Genomic DNA, 17,759 nt, shown 5'->3' with positions numbered 1-17,759 from the left:
CCGGCCTCGACGACAGGGTCGTTGACGGTGCGAACCCAGGCCGTTCAGCCCGGCGTCGTCACGGCGATCGGGGCGGTGAAGGGGGACATGCCGACGACGTTGAACGCGCGGATCCGATAGTGGTAGGTGGTGCGGCGAGCCAGGCCGGTGTTGGTGAACCCCCGTCCGTTCACGGTGAAGGTGGCTACCTCTTGGGTGAATGCCGGGTCCGTGGCCCGCTGCACGGTGAACCCGGCGCCGGAACCGGCGGGTGAGCTCGCCGCCCAGCCGAAGATGACCGTCGCGGTGTCCGGTGCGGACGTGGCGGTGGTGACGGTCACCGAGTCCGGTACGCCCGGCCGGGGTGGTGTGGTTACCTGAGCCACTGTGGACCACGGTGAGGCCGCGCCCAGGTAGGTGGTGCGCACCCGATAGTAGTAACGGGTGTCCGGTGCAACGGCGGTGTCCAGATGGGTGTCCCCAACACTGATGGCCGTGGTGCTGGGCCCGCTGGTGAAGGTCGGGTTGGTGGCGCGCTGCACATCAACACCGGTGGCGAAGGAGTGGTTGCGCCAGCGCAGCCCCACCCGTAGCGGTGCCGCCGGTGGCACCGCCGCGGCCAGGCTGGTGGGGGCGGTGAGCCACACCGAGGCGGGCGCGCAGTTCGACCAGGCCGAGCAGCTGACGGCGTTCTCCGCCCGGATGCGGTAGTGGTAGGTCACCCCGGGGGTGATGGTCGCGTCGGTGTAATGGGTGGCGCTGGCGGCCACCGTGATCGTGGCGACCTCCGCGGTGAATGTCGGGTCAATGGCGCGTTGGAGTTGGTGGCTGGTGGCGGCGGGCCGATTGCCGTTGCCTGTCCAGGCGAGCAGGATCGCCGGCAGCGCGGTGGCCGATCCGGGTCCCGGGGTCGCGGACAGTCCGGTCGGGGCCTGCGGCGCGACCCGCAGCACCAGCGGTCGGCTCAGGCCCTGGTCGCGATAGCCGGCGAGTTGGCTGTGCCAGCGGTACTCCCAGCCCAGGTTGACCGGCTGGTGGGTCACCGGCACAGCCCGGCCGTCGCGCGGTGCCCCGCCGAGGTGGACGCCGCCCGGCCAGCCCGGCTCCACCGCCCGTACGCTGTCCGCGATCTTGAACGGGAGGGGCGGCGCGACCGGGCGCAGCGCGACCACCAGATCCTCATGTGGGTTGACCCGGACCACCTGCTTCCAGCCCATCTCGTTCGGTGCCGGTGGGCGGAGCGTGCCGTCCCACCCGGCTCGGTTGACCAGTTGCAGGTCGACACCGTCGAGGCGGATCGGCTGGGTCTGCCGGTTGGCGCCGCGCAGCCGCCAGAACTGTACGCCGTCGCTGGCTGAGCCTCCCGGTACCGCCGGGTCGACGACCGGCACCACCTCGGTGGCCGGGTCGGTCGGGCCGAGTGACACCACGGCCGGCGTGGGTGGCCCTCCGGGCGGCGGGCCGGCACCGAGGCGGCCGGCGAGTCGGCCGTACGTTGGCTCGAAGACCTGCTCGATGATCTTCACCGCGAGCGGTAGCAGGACCGGGGACACGTCGCCGGCTGGGGTGAATGCGACCGTGGTGGCATGGACCGGGACGGTGGTCTCCCGAGCAGTGTGGGTGCCGAAGGCGGTGTCGTAGGCGGGCTGCGGCACGATCGGGGGGCGCTGGCTGGCCGCGTACGCCCGAGGGAGCCGCTCCTGGAGTCGGGCCAGGTCGTAGCGGGGTGCCGGAACGCCGGTCACCCGGAACTGCAGCAGGGTACGGGTGTTCGGCCCGTACCCGGGACGGCTCGGTGGGGTCCCGCCCGCGGCGGTGTGGTCCGCGGCTTCGGTGTGGTGGTCGTAGCGGGGGTCGGCGTCAGGGAGCGGGGCCGGGGCGTCGTTGTAGAGGAGCACGGTGCTGCCGGGGGCGACGGTGGCGAAATCCACCAGCACATCGGCCTGCTCCCCGGGGGCGAGTAGCAACGTGTGCCGGTCAACGTTGAGGACGGTGGGGTCGCGCCGGTCGTATCGGTAGGTCACGGGCTGGTTGGGGAGCACCGCGGGGGCCGGTAGGAGGCCCCCGTCGTTGCCGATCTGCACCAGGTCGGGACCGGCGGCGAGGGGATCCGGCACCCCGCCTTCCCGCCCGTCTGTCGGCCACCGGCTGGGTCGGCCGGGCACCGGAATCGCCGCCACCATCGGAACCTCGCCGGCGTCCGGGTCAGCCAGTCCGCCATCGTTGTCCCACATCGGGCCGGCGGAGCGCGGCTGGTAGAGCTGGAGGTTCAGGCTGCGGTCCAGGCACGCGTTGAGGACGCGGAACCGGTAGGTGCGTGGTTCGACCGTCAACCAGGGGTACGCCACGCCGTTGATCAGGACCGTGTCGCCGTACGCGGCTGGCACCGCCGATGGGTGGGGTACGCCGGGTGTCATCGGCGGCTCATCCGCGTCATCGCCGATCGGGTCGTGGTGTGGGTTCGGGACCGGCCTCGGCCCGGCGCTGTGGGGTCTGGCGGGGCTGTCCGGCCCGAGCCCCTCGGCGGCTCGTGTCCACGGCCCGTAGTCCCAGCGCCCGGTCGGGTTGATGCCGTCGTCGCGGTAGGGGTTCTGCCGGGGTTGGTAGATGTGTGGGTGCCAGAGGCTGCCCCGCGCGCCCCACCGGTCGCGGTCCCAGGTTGGGTCGGTAGCGGCCAGCTGGCTGTCGTCGGGCACGAAGGTCTTGTCCTCGAAGACCAGCGGGATCTGGTCGGCGGGCAGTACCCCGTCGGCTACCAGGTCGTCCTCGGCCGGTTCGGTGATGAGGTAGATACCTATTTGTCCGGAGTAGCTGGTGAGCCGGGCCAGCCCGACGGTGTTGTCGTGGAACGCGAGCAGCCGACCGCTCTGCTCGTTCGGGTAGTACAACGTGGTGGCACCCTTGCCGGGCAGCGGCATGTCCGGCACGGGGGCCAGCCCGGGACCGGTCGGGTATGGGGTTATCTCTGCAGCGGGTGTGACCCAGTGCCATGGGTTTCCGGCGCTGATCCAACCGGTCTGCGCGCCGGCGAGGTGCAGCACCGCCCGATTCTGCGGGTACGGTGCCGGCCCGCGGAGTGGCCCGTGACCGGCGCCGTCGATGGTCGGGTCAACCGGGAGGAACAGTTCCCCGGCTCGACCGGTCGGGAGCTGGTTGATGAACTTGACCCGTACTGGTCGGCTGCGCCGCGCGAGAATCACCGGGCCGAGGTGGACCGGGCAATCCGGTGGGGCCACAGTGTTGTGTCCGGTCGAGTCGGTACCAAGGTTCAGCTGCCGGTATCCCCGCAGCCGGGTAGCCGGAAGGTCCCGGTGCAGCCGTTGTGCGTATTCCTGTAGACCGATTTCGTAATAGTCGCAGCCCGGATAGGTGATCGTGTCGGGTACGGCCACCGGCAAGCGGCCGGGGTCGTTGGCTGGTCCGAGCGTGGGCAGCGGGTCGACGAACTTGCGGATGCCGGTGCCGGGCACCACGTCGCCATCGTCATCCAGAATCGGCAGCGGACTGTGGGCGTGGTTCGGCACCGGGCCGAAGTAGCGGGGCAGGGCCGCCGGGTCCAGTGTCGCTGGTGCCGGCCCTGATGCTGCTGGCCCTGATGCTGCCGGGCGTGGTGTTGCCGATGCCGGTGTCGCGGATCTTGGCGGTGTCGTCACCGTGCCGTCTGCGCTCCGAGCCGCCGGTACCAGCGGTGTGGAGTCGTCGGTGCTGTCTTGGTTCGGGCTGGAGCCGTTGGTGGTGGCCTGCGGTGGGTCGCTAGCGGGTCGCTCGGCCCAGGGGATCCGGAGTCTGCGGAACAGGTCCATGGCTCTCCCGGCGTCGGGCGCGGTACCGACCACCTCGGCGTGGCGGTGCACGCGCAGAACAGACGGTGTGTGAGCACGTATCTGCAGCATGGGACCTAAGGGATGGGTTGGGAAGTACCCAATCGTCCCTTTCTAGGACAGCCCGCCGCGTCGTCCCTGTCCAGGCCAGCGAGGAGACGTAGCCCATCCTCGCTGGGGCTGCCGGGAGTGGCGGACAGCACCAGCAGTTCCACACCGGAGTCGTCCGGTGGCGCGAGGCTTTCCTGGTGCAATTCCAGCAGCCCGACCAGCGGGTGCCGGTAGGACCGCCGCCCGTGGGGGCGGGCGCGTACGTCTGCACGTGCCCAGAGGCCGCGGAAGCGTTCGCTACTCATCGCCAGTTCGCCGATGAGCGAGGTGAGACGGGGTTCCTCGGGGTACTTGCCGGCAGCCAGGCGCAGGTGCCCGACCACGATGAGGGTGCACGCCTCCCAGTCGGCGTACAGGCCGCGTTCCCGCTCCTCAAGGAAGACGTGCCGGGCGGTGTTCGAGCCCGGCATCGGCAGGCCGTAGAGGAGCCGGGCGAGGCGGTTGCCGGCGAGCACGTCCAGACGATGATTCATGATCAGTACGGGTGTATCGGCCATCAGGTCGACGACGCGGAGCAACTCCGGCCGGACCCGCCCACCCGGCATCCGCGCACGGTGCCGGCGTTGCCGGGCGAGTCGGTGCAGGTGCCCGCGTTCGGTCTCGTCGAGACCGAGGACGCGAGCGAGTGCGTCGAGGACCTGGTCGGAGGGCTGGGTCGCGCGGCCCTGCTCCAAACGTACGTAGTAGTCGACGCTGACTCCGGACAGATGCGCGACCTCCTCGCGGCGTAGCCCCTGGACCCGGCGATGCCGGTCGGTGGGGATGCCGAAAGCCGCCGGGTCGACCCGAGAACGCCGGGTCCGCAGGAAGCCCGCGAGATTGTCCATCCTCCCAGTATCACTGGCTTGGTGCCGGATGGGTGGTCCTGCCGTTACCAGGATATCCAGTCCGAGGAAGCGTTGCCCCTGAATGTTGGGGTGCCGCGGGGCCCAGGATTGAGACCCATGATCCGAAGGAGCCCCATGAACGCGCTGATTGTGTACGCCCACCCGGAGCCGAAGTCGCTCAACGGCTCGCTGAAGGACCTCGCCATCTCCACCCTGCGGACCGCCGGGCACGAGGTGCGGGTCAGCGACCTGTACGCGATGAGGTGGAAGGCGGTTGTGGACGCCACGGACTATGGCCCCGAGGCCGCCAATCCGCTCCGGGTCGCCCGGGACTCAGGCCGGGCCTTCGACGCCGGGACACTCACCCCGGATGTCCTCATCGAGCAGGACAAGCTGCGGTGGGCTGACGTGATCATTTTTCAGTTCCCGCTGTGGTGGTACACCATGCCCGCGATCCTCAAGGGCTGGGTGGACCGGGTGTTCAGCTGCCACTTCGCGTACGGCGTCGGTGAGTACAGTGACACCAGGTTTGGTGACCGTTTCGGCGAAGGCACCCTTGCCGGCAGGAAGGCGCTGCTGTCGGTGACCGTCGGTGGATCGGAGTCGCACTACTGCGCTCGTGGGATCAACGGCCCGATCGATGACCTCCTGTTTCCGATCCAGCACGGCATCCTCTACCACCCAGGTATCGAGGTCCTGCCGCCGTTCGTGCTCTACGGCGCCGACCGGTTGACCAGCGAAGACTATTCGGACGTCGCCAAAGCCTGGAAGCAACGCCTGCTCACCCTGGATTCGACTGAGCCGATCCCGTTCCGACAGCAGAACTCCGGCGACTACGAGATCCCCTCGTTACGGCTGAGGGAAGGGGTGGAGCCCGCCGGCCGTACCGGCTTTGGGCTGCACCTGCGGCACTGACCTCGGTCGCGCCCGGCGTCAACCGGCGGTGAGGCGTAGCCGATCGCCCGGCGCTACCCCGAGCAGGTCGGCGGCCCGTCCACCGTTGACCGCGACCGCGACGTGGCCAGCCGAGTCGACGTGCACCAGGAGCTCGCCCGGCGCCACGTCACCGAAGGTGTGGACCCGTACCGCCGGTTGACGCTGGACCCGGAGCGACCGGGGCAGTGGTTCCAGCAGGTCCCCCGATGCCGCGAGCTGCACGTTGCCAAAGTGGTCCACGGTCAGTATCTCGGCGGTGAACCCGTCGGCCTCCCGCTGGACCAGCGGCACCGGCAACTGGATCAGGGTGCTGGGCTCGATGGCCGGGCCGGCGTCGGCGAGCGGCGCACCGAGTGCCAGCCGGGCCGCGACCGGCGCGAAGATGTCCCGACCGTGGAAGGTGGCGGACTGCTGCGCTCCGAGCCAGTCCCGGTTCGTCAGCTCCACCGCCGCGCGGACCCCGCCGAGCGCCGCGGCCGCGTCCAGCAGCAGCCCGTTGTCCGGGCCGACCAGCAGACCCTCCCCGGCGGCGAGGGCAACCGCCCGACGAGCCGTGCCCACGCCAGGGTCAACCACGGCGAGGTGGACGGCGGCTGGCAGGTACGGCACGGTCTGCGCCAGCACCGCGGCGCCCCGCCGCACGTCGCAGGGCGGGACCAGGTGGGTCACGTCAATCACCCGGGCGGCGGGCGCCAGCCGGGCAAGGACTCCATGGCAGGCGGCCACGAAACCATCAGTGAGGCCGTAGTCGGTGGTGAAGGAGATCCAGGGGGTCGGCGGCATGGAGGGAAGGCTAGCTGGGTCGGTTGACCGATCATCCCCGCAGCCGGAGCCCGCGGGGGGTGGCCCGGAACCCGGCGGCCGTCAACGCGTCGCGCAGCGGTGACGAGCGCACCGCCTCGCCGTCCGCCCGTTCGACGGAGATCGTCCCGAGGGCTCCTCCCTGTACGGCGTCGGCGAGCGCCTGACCGGCGGTCGCCAGCACGTCGTTGTCGTCGGTGAAGGAGAGCAGTGTCCGACCGCCCCGCTCGACGTAGAGGACCAGATCGCCGGAGACCAGCACCACCAGGGCGCCGGCCTTGCGGCCGGCCCGGTGCCCGGTCGGGGCGGCACCGCCGTCCCCGGAGTCGACCACCCGCTCCGGCCAGGGCAGCGCCGCGCCGTACGGGTTGGCGGGGTCGGTCGCGGCGAGGACCAGGGCCAGGCCGGCGCGGATCCGCCCACCGTCGGCCGGGTCGGCCAGCGCGCGCAGTCGGTCGACCGCCCCGGGTACGGCGAACTGCGCGGCCCCCAGCCCTTCCACGAAGTAGCCGCGACGGGTGGCGCCTCGCTCCTCCAGCGCGGACAGCACCGGGTAGACGGCGGCGAACCCGCCGGGCACCTGCTCCGCCGCGACCGCTCCCCGGGTCACCACGCCGTGTCGCTCCAGCAGTACGTCGGCGAGGGCCGCGGCTCGGCGGGTCGGGTCGGTGTCCCGCTCGGGCAGGCGCGACCAGCGGCCGGCGACGGTGGGTGGGCCGCTGCGTGACGGCAGGGCGACGCGGCCGGGTCGCCGGTAGCGGGTACGGGGTGCGGCCGGCCGGGACCGGTGCGCCCCGCGACCGGCCAGCAGGGCCCGCAACGGGGCGAGCGTGTCGTTGGTCAGGTGACCGGCCCACACCAGCTCCCAGACGACGGCGGCGAGTGCGGCGTCGTCGGTGGAGCCCAACCGGTCGGAGAGGGCACGGAAGAACAGCGCCTGTCCATCGTCGAGGGCGTCGAGCACCGCGTCGTGCAGCGGGGTTCGGGCCAGGGCCGCATCCGGCGGGGGAAGCAGCAGCGGGGCCGTGTCCGCGTACGCGAGCACGACCCAGCCGTCCCCGCCGGATATCGCCCCGGAACCGGCCCACACCACCTCGCCACTGGTACACAGCTCGTCGAGCTGGGCGGGGGAGTAGTCGGCGATCCGGGCCGGCAGCACCAGCCGCTCCAGGGCGGACCCGGGCAGGGCCAGACCCTGTACCTGCTCCAGGGCCGCGGCTAGCGCCGGCACCCCCCGTCCCGCCGTACCGACCTGTTGCCAGCGGGGCAGGAAGGTGGCCAGCGCCCGCGGTGGCACCGGCTCGATCTCCCGGCGCAGCGCCGCGAGGGAGCGGCGGCGCAGCATGCGCAGTACCTCGGCGTCGCACCACTGGACGCCGACTGTGTCGGGGGCGAACTCACCGGCGAGCACCCGGCCGGCGGCGGCGAGCCGGCGCAGCGCCCCTTCGACCACCGCCACCCCGAGCCCGAATCGGGCGGCGCAGGTGGCGGCGGTGAATGGCCCGTGCGTGCGGGCATAGCGGGCGATGAGGTCACCGAGCGGGTCGGCCACCGGGGCCAGGTACGCCTCGGCAACGCCGCCGGGCAGCGCCACACCCAGCGCGTCCCGCAGCCGGGCGGCGTCCTCGACCCCCACCCAGCGCTCCTCGCCGGCGATGCGGACCCGCAGCACCCGGCGGGCGGCCACCAGCTCGGTCAACCACTGCGCCGGCGCCCCGCGCTCGGCCAGCTCGGTGGTGCTGAGGTCGCCGACCACCCGCAGCAGCTCGACCACGTCCTCGGCGTCGCGGGGGCGGCGCTGCTCGGTGCGCCAGCGTAGCTGGCGTTCGGTCTCGGCGAGCACCGCCGGGTCGAGTAGCTCCCGCAGGTCGACCCGGCCGAGCAACTCGCCGAGCAGGGCCGAATCCAGGGTGAGGGCGGCGGCACGCCGCTCGGCGAGGGGAGCGTCACCCTCGTAGAGGAACGTCCCGACGTAGCCGAAGAGCAGCGACCGCGCGAACGGCGACGGCTGCGCCGTCTCCACCTCGACCAGACGTATGGTGCGGGCGGCCAGGTCGCGCATCAGCGCGGCGAGCGCGGGCTGGTCGAAGACGTCCTGGAGACATTCCCGAGCCGCTTCCAGCGTGACCGGGAAGTCCGCGTACTCCCGGGCGACGTCGAGGAGTTGCGCGGCGCGCTGCCGTTGCTGCCAGAGCGGCTGCCGGCGGCGCGGATCGCGGCGGGGCAGTAGCAGCGAGCGGGCGGCGCACTCGCGGAACCGGGCGGCGAACAACGCCGACGTGCCCACCGACTCCTCGACCAGTTGGGTGATCTCGTCGGGCTCGAAGACGACCGCGTCCGCGCCCGGCGGCTCCGCGGCGGTGTCGGGTAGGCGAACGACGATCCCGTCGTCGGCGGGGAGCACCTGTGCGTCCACCCCGTATCGCTCGGTGAGCCGGCGGCCGATGGCCAGCGCCCACGCGGCGTTGACCTGGGCGCCGAGGACGCTGTGTACGGCGAGCCGCCAGTCACCCAGCTCGTCGCGGAAGCGCTCGACCACCACGGTCCGGTCGTCCGGCAGGGTACGGGTGGCCGCCTGCTGCTCGCGCAGGTACGCCAGCAGGTTTCCGGCTGCCCATTCGTCGAGGCCACCGGCGCGCAGCGCGGCCACGGCGGTGTCGTCGTCGGTCCGCAGCAGGGTGCGGAGGCGGGCACCGATGGCCCGGCCCAGCTCCACCGGGCGGCCCGGCTGGTCGCCCTTCCAGAAGGGCATCTTGGCCGCCTGGCCCGGGGCGGGGGTTACCAGCACCCGGTCTGGGGTGATGTCGTCGATCCGCCAGGACGATGAGCCGAGGAGGAAGACATCGCCGACCCGCGACTCGTAGACCATCTCCTCGTCCAGTTCGCCGACGCGCGCGGCCCGCTCCGCCCCGGCCAGGAAGACACCGAACAGACCCCGGTCGGGGATGGTGCCGCCGCTGGTCACCGCGAGCCGCTGGGCGCCGGGCCGGCCGGTCAGCAGGTCGGTGGCGCGGTCCCAGACCAGGCGGGGCCGCAGCTCGGCGAAGGCGGTCGACGGGTAGCGGCCGGAGAGCATGTCGAGCACCGCGTGCAGCGCCGAGTCGGGCAGTTCCGCGAAGGGCGCGGAACGGCGGACCAGGTCGGCCAGGTCGCTGACCCGCCACGGCTCGAGTGACACCATCGCCACGATGTGCTGGGCCAGCACGTCGAGGGGGTTGCGTGGGTGGTGCAGCTCCTCGATCGCGCCGTCGGCCATCCGTTCGGCCACCACCGCACAGGCGAGCAGGTCTCCTCGGTGTTTGGGGAAGACCACACCCCGGGAGACGGCGCCGACCTGGTGCCCGGCGCGGCCGACTCGCTGGAGCCCGGCGGCCACGCTCGGCGGGGCCTCGATCTGCACGACCAGATCGACCGCACCCATGTCGATGCCCAGTTCCAGGCTGGAGGTGGCGACCACCGCCGGGAGCTGCCCGGACTTGAGAGACTCCTCGATGTGTTCGCGTTCGCTTCGGGAGACGCTGCCGTGGTGGGCGCGGGCGAGCACCGGCGGTGCTCCGGCCCCCGACCCGGCCTGTGCCATGAGCTGGGCGGGCGGTCGGGTGGCGTGCCCCGGCCCGCCCGGCGGTGCGGTGTCTGGTGTCGCGGTCCCGGGCAGTGCGGTGCCCGGTGCGCGGGTGCCCTGCGCCTCGACGCCCGGGGCGTCGCCGGCGGACTCCTCGGCGGCCAGTTCGTTGAGCCGGGCGCAGAGCCGCTCGGCGGAGCGGCGGGAGTTGGTGAAGACGATGGTGGAGCGGTGCGCGCGGACGAGGGTGTAGACCCGCTCCTCCACCGCCGGCCAGATCGACGCGCGGCGGGGGCCGTCCAGGTCGGGCCCGGGCTGCTCCGGCTCGTCGAGGAAGGTCATGTCGGCGACCGGGACGTGGACGCCGATGTCGATGGTCTTGGCGGTGGGCGGGGCGACCACGTCAACTGGTCGGGCTCCGCCGAGGAAGCGGGCGCAGGCGTCAACCGGCCGGACGGTGGCGGAGAGGCCGATGCGCTGGGCCGCGGTGGGCAGCAGCGCGTCGAGCCGCTCCAGCGACAGCGCGAGATGGGCTCCGCGCTTGGTGCCGGCCACCGCGTGCACCTCGTCGACGATGACCGTCTGCACGCCCCGGAGCGAGTCGCGGGCGGCGGAGGTGAGCAGGAGAAACAGCGACTCCGGAGTGGTGATGAGGACGTCCGGCGGGGTTCGGGCGAAGGCGCGGCGCTCGTCGGCGGGGGTGTCGCCGGTGCGCATGCCGACGGTGATCTCGGGCGGGGTCAGACCCAGCCGGGCGGAGGCCTGCCGGATGCCGGTGAGCGGGGTACGCAGGTTCCGTTCGACATCGACCGCGAGCGCCTTGAGTGGGCTGACGTAGAGCACCCGGCAGCGCTGTCGGGCCTGCGCCGGGGCGGGTTCGCGGGCCAGTCGGTCCAGTGACCAGAGGAACGCGGCCAGGGTCTTGCCGGAGCCGGTGGGGGCCACGACCAGTGCGTTACGGCCGGCGCCGATGGAGCGCCAGGCCCCCGCCTGGGCGGTGGTTGGCGCGGCGAACGCCGCGGCGAACCATTCCCGGGTGGCCGGGCCGAACGCGTCGAGCGCCCCGCCGTCGGCCGCGTCGGTTGCCGCGTTGCTGGCGGCGCCGCTGGCCGGGCCCCTCGCCGAGCTGCCGCCGGTTTCCTTCTCCACACCCCCATCGTGCCCCCACCGTCCGACAGGTACCTGATGCGCCGTGTTCTGTCCCGGCTGAAGGGTAAAAGCGTCGGATGTAACGATGGACGGCTTAAGTCTTACTTAACGGCTTGATTGTGACCCACAACATAAAGTAACTTCACTCGGGATGCGGCGCGAGGTGGAGGGGCGGATGACGGTCGAGAAGACGCCCACGGTGCCGACGGTGAGCAGGCGGGCGGTCCGGGCCGGCACCGATGTGCTCATCCGAAAGGTCGACGGCCACCTCGCCGCTGTCCGCACCGGCCTGACTGGCCCGGAGCTGGAGCTTGCGGAGCGACTCGCCACCGTGTTGCGGGAGTTGGTTGCCTCCACCGCCTGGGCCAGCGCCGCGGACCGGGGTCGAGTCCGCGCGGCCGTGCATTACTTCGTCCTGCGGCGGGAGAGCCAGGGTCGGTTGCTCTCGGTGCGCTCGCTGACCGCCGCCCAGCGGGTCGTCAACCGCGTCGTGCTCGACCTCGGGCGCCCTGACCTGCTGGTCGAGGCTCGTTGGGATCGTCCTCCCGGGAGTCCGCCGCGCTGACTGCCCCGAGGCCACCACCGCGCTGGTTGCCTTCAGGGTCGGTTCACGTCTTGCCGTACGGGGAGTGTCAGGGCACGCTGAGATAGCGAAAGCTGTCAATGTAGTCCCGGATGTGCGGTCGTGCCCACCGGTACGGCCCGCCCCGACCCGGAGGACCCATGAGACCCCGTACCCGTAGACCCGTCTGGCCGGCGGTGCTGGCCGTCGTGGCCGCGACGGCGCTGACCGCCACCGCGGCCGCCGCTGCGCCGGTGCACCCCCACCTCGCGCCGTCCTCGACTGCCGTCGACGCCCCGGACATCCCGCTGGCCAACGTGAAGGCCCACCTGACCCAGCTCCAGTCGATCGCCAACGCCAACGGCGGAAACCGGGCGCACGGTCGACCCGGCTACCTGGCCTCGGTGAACTACCTGCGGTCGCAGCTCGACGCGGTCGGCTACACCACCACCGTGCAGTCGTTCACCTACGCCGGTGCGACCGGCTACAACCTGCTCGCCGAATGGCCGGCGGGTGACCCGGACGCCGTGGTCCTGACCGGAGCGCACCTGGACGGCGTCACCAGTGGACCGGGCATCAACGACAACGGGTCCGGTTCGGCGGCCATCCTCGAGGTGGCACTGGCCGTACCGAGCAGCGGCTTTACCCCGGACAGGCGGCTACGGTTCGCCTGGTGGGGCGCGGAGGAGCTGGGTCTGCGCGGTTCCCGTCACTACGTGAACAGCCTCTCGGGCGCGGAGCGCGACCGGATCACGCAGTATCTCAACTTCGACATGGTGGGTTCGCCGAACGCCGGCTACTTCGTCTATGACGGCGACGACTCCGACGGGGTGGGTGCCGGCCCCGGACCCGAGGGCTCCGCCGAGATCGAGCAGACCATTCAGGCGTACTACACCTCGATCGGCGTGACGACCCAGGGCACCGACTTCAACGGCCGCAGCGACTACGGGCCGTTCATCGCGGTCGGTATCCCGGCCGGGGGCACGTTCACCGGCGCGGAGGGCATCAAGTCCAGCGCCCAGGCGGCGCTCTGGGGCGGGACGGCGGGACAGGCTTTCGACTCCTGCTACCACCGTTCGTGCGACACCATCGCCAACGTCAACGACACGGCGCTGGATCGCAACGCCGACGCGATTGCGTACACGGTGTGGGAGTTGGCCCAGACGTCCCCGCCGGGTGAGACGGTCTGGAGCGACACCTTCGAGACCGCCACCGGCTGGGTCGTGGACCCGGCCGGCACCGACACCGCCACCACCGGGGCCTGGGAACGCGCCGACCCCGCCACCACCAGCAGCTCCGGGACCACCCTCCAGCTCGGCACCACGGTAAGCGGTAGCTTCGACCTGGTCACCGGCGCGGCTGCGGGCAGCAGTGCGGGCAGCCACGACGTCGACGGTGGCGTCACCACGATCCAGTCCCCGGCGGTCAGCCTGCCGTCGACCGGAGCGCTGACCCTCAGCTTCTCCTGGTACCTCGCCCATCTCAGCAACGCCACCAGTGCCGACTACCTGCGAGTCCGGGTGGTGGGCAGCAGCACCGTGACGGCGTTGAGTGTCACCGGCACGGCGAGCAACCGGGCTGGGTCCTGGCAGCTAGCCAGCGCGGATATATCATCTCTAAGCGGCCAAACAGTACAAATCCTGATCGACGTGGCGGATGCCAGCGACCCGAGCCTGGTGGAGGCCGCCGTCGACGACGTGCGAATCACACATAGCTGACCGTGCGCCGGAAGGGTCCGGGTCGCCGGGACCCTTCCGGCACCGTCAGCAGACTTTCAGCGACTCCCGATAAAATAGACGCATGATCGACTCGTCTGCCCAGGAGGGCAGCAGTAGCGAGCCGGGTTATGCCCGGCTATCCCCGGCCCCGATATCGACGGGAGCCCTGAAGCTCCCGTGTTGATCGTCGTTGGGCTCCTCTTCATCGTTGTCCTCACCGCAGCCACCGGCTACTTCGTGGCTCAGGAGTTCGGCTACGTCGCCGTGGATCGGGGCAAGCTCAAGCAGCGTGCCGCCGAAGGCGACAAGGCCTCGGCCCGGGCCCTGGAAGTTACCGGGCGGCTGTCGTTCATGCTCTCCGGCGCCCAGCTCGGCATCACGGTCACCGCGCTGCTGGTCGGCTACGTCGCCGAGCCGTATCTCGGCGCCGGCCTGGCTGACCTGCTCGGGTTGTCCGGGATGTCGGACCGGGTCAGCGGGCCGCTGTCCGTCGCGTTCGCGCTGGTCATCGCCACCGTCGTGCAGATGGTGCTGGGTGAGCTGGCACCCAAGAACCTCGCTATCGCCCGCCCCGAGGTACTCGCACGGGCGCTCGCCAGCTCCACCCTGATCTACCTCAAGATCGCCGGCCCAGTGATCACACTCTTCGACCGGGCTGCCGTTCGGCTGCTTCGCCGGGCGGGTGTGGAGCCCGTCGAGGAGCTGCCCAGCGGGGCGACCCTGGAGGATCTGGAGCAGATCATCGCCGAGTCCCGCGAGGGCGGGCACCTGACCGCGGAGATGTCCGCCCTGCTGGACCGCGGGTTGGACTTCCGTCAACTCACCGCCGGGGAAGCCATGGTGCCCCGGGTCGACGTGCACACCGTCCGCGCCCACGAGCCGGTCAGCCGCGTCGTCGAGCTACTCGAGACCGGCCGTTCCCGGTTCCCCGTCCAGGGGGCCGAGGGCGTTGACGACGTGATTGGTGTGACCGGCATCGCCGATGTGCTCGGCGTGCCGTTGGAGCGCCGAGCCACCACCCCGGTCGGTACGGTGGCCGTTCCCCCGCTGCTGGTGCCGGAGACCCTGCCGCTGCCGACGGTGCTGGACCGGCTGCGCTCCAGCCACCGGCAGCTCGCCTGTGTGGTCGACGAGTACGGCGGCTTCGCCGGCGTGATCACCTTGGAGGACATCGCCGAGGAACTGGTGGGGCCGATCCGCGACGAGGATGACCCGCCGGAGCGGATACCGACCCGGCAGGGCGATGGCTCCTGGGTGGTGCCGGCCCGCTGGCGGATCGACGAGGTCGCCGACAGCACCGGCATCTCGCTGCCGGTCGCCCCGGAGTACGACACCCTCTCTGGGCTGGTCATGCGGGAGCTGGGCCGGGTACCCGAGGTCGGTGACCAACTGGAGGTCGCCTTGCCGGCAGACGGGGATGAGGCAGCGGCCGGTCCCCGGGCGCTGGTCGAGGTGCTCGTGGTGGACCGGCACGTCGCCGACTCGGTTCGGCTGCGCCTGCAGGAGTCGGAAGGCCAGCCGGAGGTGCAGTCATGAGCGTCAGTGTTGCCCTCGCCGCCTCGGTGGTCCTGCTGGCGTTGAACGGGTTTTTCGTCGCCGCCGAGTTCGCCCTCGTGGCGAGCAAGAGCTACCGGCTGGAGCAGGCCGCCGCCGGTGGTGGCCGAGGTGCCCGAGCCGCGTTGGACGGCGTCCGCGAACTTTCGCTGATGTTGGCCGGCGCGCAGCTGGGCATCACCCTGTGCACGCTGGGGCTGGGTGCGCTGGCCGAACCGGCGATCGAGCAGCTGCTCAGCCCGCTGCTGTACGCCGTGGGCCTGCCCAGTGCGGCGAGTCACGTGATCGCACTGATCTTCGCGTTGAGCCTGGTGACCTTCCTGCACCTGGTGGTGGGGGAGATGGCGCCGAAGTCGTGGGCGATCACCGACGCGGAGCGGTCGGCGACGTTGTTGGCGCTGCCGTTCCGTGCTTTCGCCCGGGTTGCCCGACCGGTGCTGTCGGCGCTGAACTCGCTGGCGAACGGCATTCTGCGGCTGGTCAAGGTGCAACCACAGGATCAGCTGGCCCAGGTGCACGGCCCGGAGGAGCTGCGTCTCCTGCTGGAGCAGTCCCGCGAGCACGGGCTCCTCGGAGCCGAGCAGCATGAGTTGCTGACCAGCATGCTGCAGTTGCAGGGCACCACCGTGGCACAGGTGATGGAGCCGTTCGACCGGATCGTGACCGTGCGACGGGACGCGAGTGCGGGCCAGATCGAGCAGGTCAGCCGCGACAGCGGGCGGTCCCGCCTGGCGGTGCTCGACGAGGCCGGCGACGTGTGCGGGCTGGTGCACGTACGGGAAGCGGTTCGGGCCGCGGCCAGCCGTCCGACGGCGACGGCGCAGGATTTGATGACGACCGCCTTCACCCTGCCCTCGTCCGCCACGGTCACCGAGGCGGTGGCGGCGATGCGGGCCTGGCGGTCCCAGCTGGCGTTGGTCCGCAACGGTGGGGGGCCGAGCCGTCCGGTCGGTTTCGTCGCGCTGGAGGACCTGCTGGAGGAGGTCATCGGCGAGTTCGACGACGAGACGGACCAGGTTCCTCGGGGACGGCGGTTGCGCTGATTCGGTCTGGGTAACCGGGGCCGGTGCGGTTGACGGGGGTGTCGCCGGAGTCCGGTCGGACGGGGCTGACCGTCCGGACCGCGCTGGCCAACCCGAGCACCCGTCCCGGCCTGCGGCTGCCGGGGCGGGTGACCGTCCACGCCGGCCCGGTTGACGTTCCGGTGCTGCATGTCCGGCTCGGCCTGGTCACCTCGGCCGAGCCGGACGAACCGGAGGAGCCCCGGCGGCTGGTGCAGTTCCATCAGGCGGAGATCGCCACCGGGTTCGTCCTGCGCGCCGGGCGGGCCCGCAGTATTCCGTTCTCGTTCCCGATGCCCTGGGAGACCCCGGTAACGGTCGTCGGCGGAGCGCCGCTGCTCAGCCTGCGGATGGGGCTGCGGACCGAGGTGGCGATCGAGCCCGGGCTGGACCAGGGCGCGATGGTGCCGCTCTTCGTGCACCCGCTGATCGCCCAGGCGCACATCCTCACCGCCCTGGAGATGCTGGGATTCAGCCTGCGGCAGGCCGGCTCGGTCGCCGCCCGGCTGCCCGGGGTCGAGCAGCAGCTCTCGCTGCACCAACGGCTGGGCTACTGGGTCGCGCCGCTGTATTCCGGGCCGATCACCGAGCTAGAGGTGATCTTCATCGCCAACTCGGCCGGTCTCGAAGTGCTGCTCTGGTGCGATCGTCGGCTGGCGCTGGCCGGAATCACCCACCAGAGCATCAGCCGGTTTCGGATCTGGCATGACGGCGCCGAGCGGCAGGACTGGGTGGCGACCGTGGATGGGTGGCTGCGGAGCGCGATCAACCGGCACGCGGCGATGGCGGCGCACGCCGACTGGTCGGCCCCGATCAACGAGTCGGCCCACGTGAGCCGGCCCCCGGACGATCCGCTGCCGCCGGGATTCGGGTTGGGCGGCACGGCCGGGGGCGCGGGCGTCGGCGGCGGCGGTGGCGGTGGCGATGGCACGTGACCGGCCGGTTCAGCGGGGTGGGGGAACGGGCGGGACGGTCAGCCGCTGGCGGTGGCGAGTTTCAGACTGAAGCCGAGGAAGAGCGCACCAACCGTGGTCGTCCCGCCCGCGGCCAGGCGGCGACGTTGGTGGAACTGGGCGGCCAGGAAGGTGCCCGCGAAGATCAGTACGGTCAGGAAGAGCGCGCTGGTGAGCTGCGCGATCAACCCGAGCAGGAGGAACGACAGCGCCGGCCAGGGGTAGTGCGGGTCGACGAACTGGATGAAGAACGAGACGAAGAAGAGGATCGCCTTCGGGTTGAGCAGGCTGATCACCAGAGCCCGGCGGAACGGGCTGCGTGGTGGGGTGGGGTCGTCGGCGTCGAGAAGTCCCGGGGTGGCCGGGTCGTGGCGGGTCCGCCACCGCTGCCAGGCCCCGCGCAGCATCCCCAGGCCCAGGTAGCCCAGGTAGGCGGCGCCAGCATATTTGATCACCAGGAAGAGCGGCGGGTACGCCTGGAGCAGGGATGCCACCCCGGCGGCCGAGAGGATCATCAGGACTCCGTCGCCCACGAACACCGCACTGGCCGCGCGGTAGCCGGCGGCCACGCCACGGCGGGCGGCGGTGGAGAGCACGAAGAGCGAGTTGGGTCCGGGCAGCATGATGATCGCCACGGTGCCCAGCACGTACGTCCAGATGTCGGTGATCCCCAGCACGCCGGACATCATGCCGGTGCCGACGACACCCGGGCGAGTCTTTTCCCC

Annotated in this window: 11 protein-coding genes; 6 read left to right on the top strand and 5 right to left on the bottom strand. The window is 71.6% G+C overall.

Features of this window, described 5'->3' with window-relative positions; genetic code table 11:
• Positions 1-44 precede the first annotated feature (44 nt).
• Positions 45-3,872, bottom strand: a complete 3,828-nt coding sequence (locus SALPAC6_RS0111645) for a hypothetical protein (protein ID WP_188115229.1) — start codon at positions 3,870-3,872, stop codon at positions 45-47.
• A gap of 5 nt (positions 3,873-3,877) precedes the next feature.
• Positions 3,878-4,738 (bottom strand): helix-turn-helix transcriptional regulator, encoded by an 861-nt coding sequence (locus SALPAC6_RS0111640; protein ID WP_018253592.1) that lies wholly within the window; start codon positions 4,736-4,738, stop codon positions 3,878-3,880.
• Between the two features lie 135 nt (positions 4,739-4,873).
• Between SALPAC6_RS0111640 and SALPAC6_RS0111635 the strand changes: the two genes are divergently transcribed.
• The gene (locus SALPAC6_RS0111635) at positions 4,874-5,653 is read left to right on the top strand and encodes an NAD(P)H-dependent oxidoreductase (RefSeq protein ID WP_018253591.1); all 780 of its coding nucleotides are present in this window, start codon (positions 4,874-4,876) and stop codon (positions 5,651-5,653) included.
• A gap of 18 nt (positions 5,654-5,671) precedes the next feature.
• Here the strand turns inward: SALPAC6_RS0111635 and SALPAC6_RS0111630 are convergent, their stop codons facing one another.
• Complete coding sequence (locus tag SALPAC6_RS0111630) at positions 5,672-6,457, bottom strand: S-adenosyl-L-methionine hydrolase (RefSeq protein ID WP_018253590.1); 786 nt, start codon at positions 6,455-6,457, stop codon at positions 5,672-5,674.
• Positions 6,458-6,488: 31 nt separating this feature from the next.
• The gene (locus SALPAC6_RS0111625; RefSeq protein WP_018253589.1) at positions 6,489-11,186 is read right to left on the bottom strand and encodes an ATP-dependent helicase; all 4,698 of its coding nucleotides are present in this window, start codon (positions 11,184-11,186) and stop codon (positions 6,489-6,491) included.
• Positions 11,187-11,361: 175 nt separating this feature from the next.
• On the opposite strand from SALPAC6_RS0111625, the gene SALPAC6_RS0111620 reads away from it, so the two are divergent.
• The 5 genes from SALPAC6_RS0111620 to SALPAC6_RS0111600 all read left to right on the top strand — a co-directional run bounded on the left by SALPAC6_RS0111620 (position 11,362) and on the right by SALPAC6_RS0111600 (position 17,016).
• The gene (locus SALPAC6_RS0111620) at positions 11,362-11,751 is read left to right on the top strand and encodes a hypothetical protein (protein WP_018253588.1); all 390 of its coding nucleotides are present in this window, start codon (positions 11,362-11,364) and stop codon (positions 11,749-11,751) included.
• A gap of 158 nt (positions 11,752-11,909) precedes the next feature.
• Positions 11,910-13,466, top strand: a complete 1,557-nt coding sequence (locus SALPAC6_RS0111615; RefSeq protein WP_026189575.1) for a M20/M25/M40 family metallo-hydrolase — start codon at positions 11,910-11,912, stop codon at positions 13,464-13,466.
• Positions 13,467-13,643: 177 nt separating this feature from the next.
• Positions 13,644-15,002: a hemolysin family protein gene (locus tag SALPAC6_RS0111610; protein WP_018253586.1), complete on the top strand. Its 1,359-nt coding sequence runs from the start codon at positions 13,644-13,646 to the stop codon at positions 15,000-15,002.
• Positions 14,999-16,063 (top strand): hemolysin family protein, encoded by a 1,065-nt coding sequence (locus tag SALPAC6_RS0111605; protein ID WP_018253585.1) that lies wholly within the window; start codon positions 14,999-15,001, stop codon positions 16,061-16,063. The genes SALPAC6_RS0111610 and SALPAC6_RS0111605 overlap by 4 nt, the downstream gene beginning before the upstream one ends.
• A 23-nt stretch (positions 16,064-16,086) precedes the next feature.
• Entirely contained in the window at positions 16,087-17,016 is a 930-nt protein-coding gene (locus SALPAC6_RS0111600) for a sporulation protein (RefSeq protein ID WP_026189574.1), read from the top strand.
• Between the two features lie 38 nt (positions 17,017-17,054).
• Here SALPAC6_RS0111600 and leuE read toward each other — a convergent pair whose 3' ends face one another.
• Positions 17,055-17,723: a leucine efflux protein LeuE gene (leuE, locus tag SALPAC6_RS0111595; protein ID WP_018253583.1), complete on the bottom strand. Its 669-nt coding sequence runs from the start codon at positions 17,721-17,723 to the stop codon at positions 17,055-17,057.
• Positions 17,724-17,759: the final 36 nt, after the last annotated feature.

Origin of the sequence: Salinispora mooreana, from assembly GCF_000379065.1 — a bacterium.
In the GTDB taxonomy this organism is placed as follows: Bacteria; Actinomycetota; Actinomycetes; order Mycobacteriales; family Micromonosporaceae; genus Micromonospora; species Micromonospora mooreana.
This window is presented reverse-complemented; position numbering and strand designations above follow the sequence as displayed.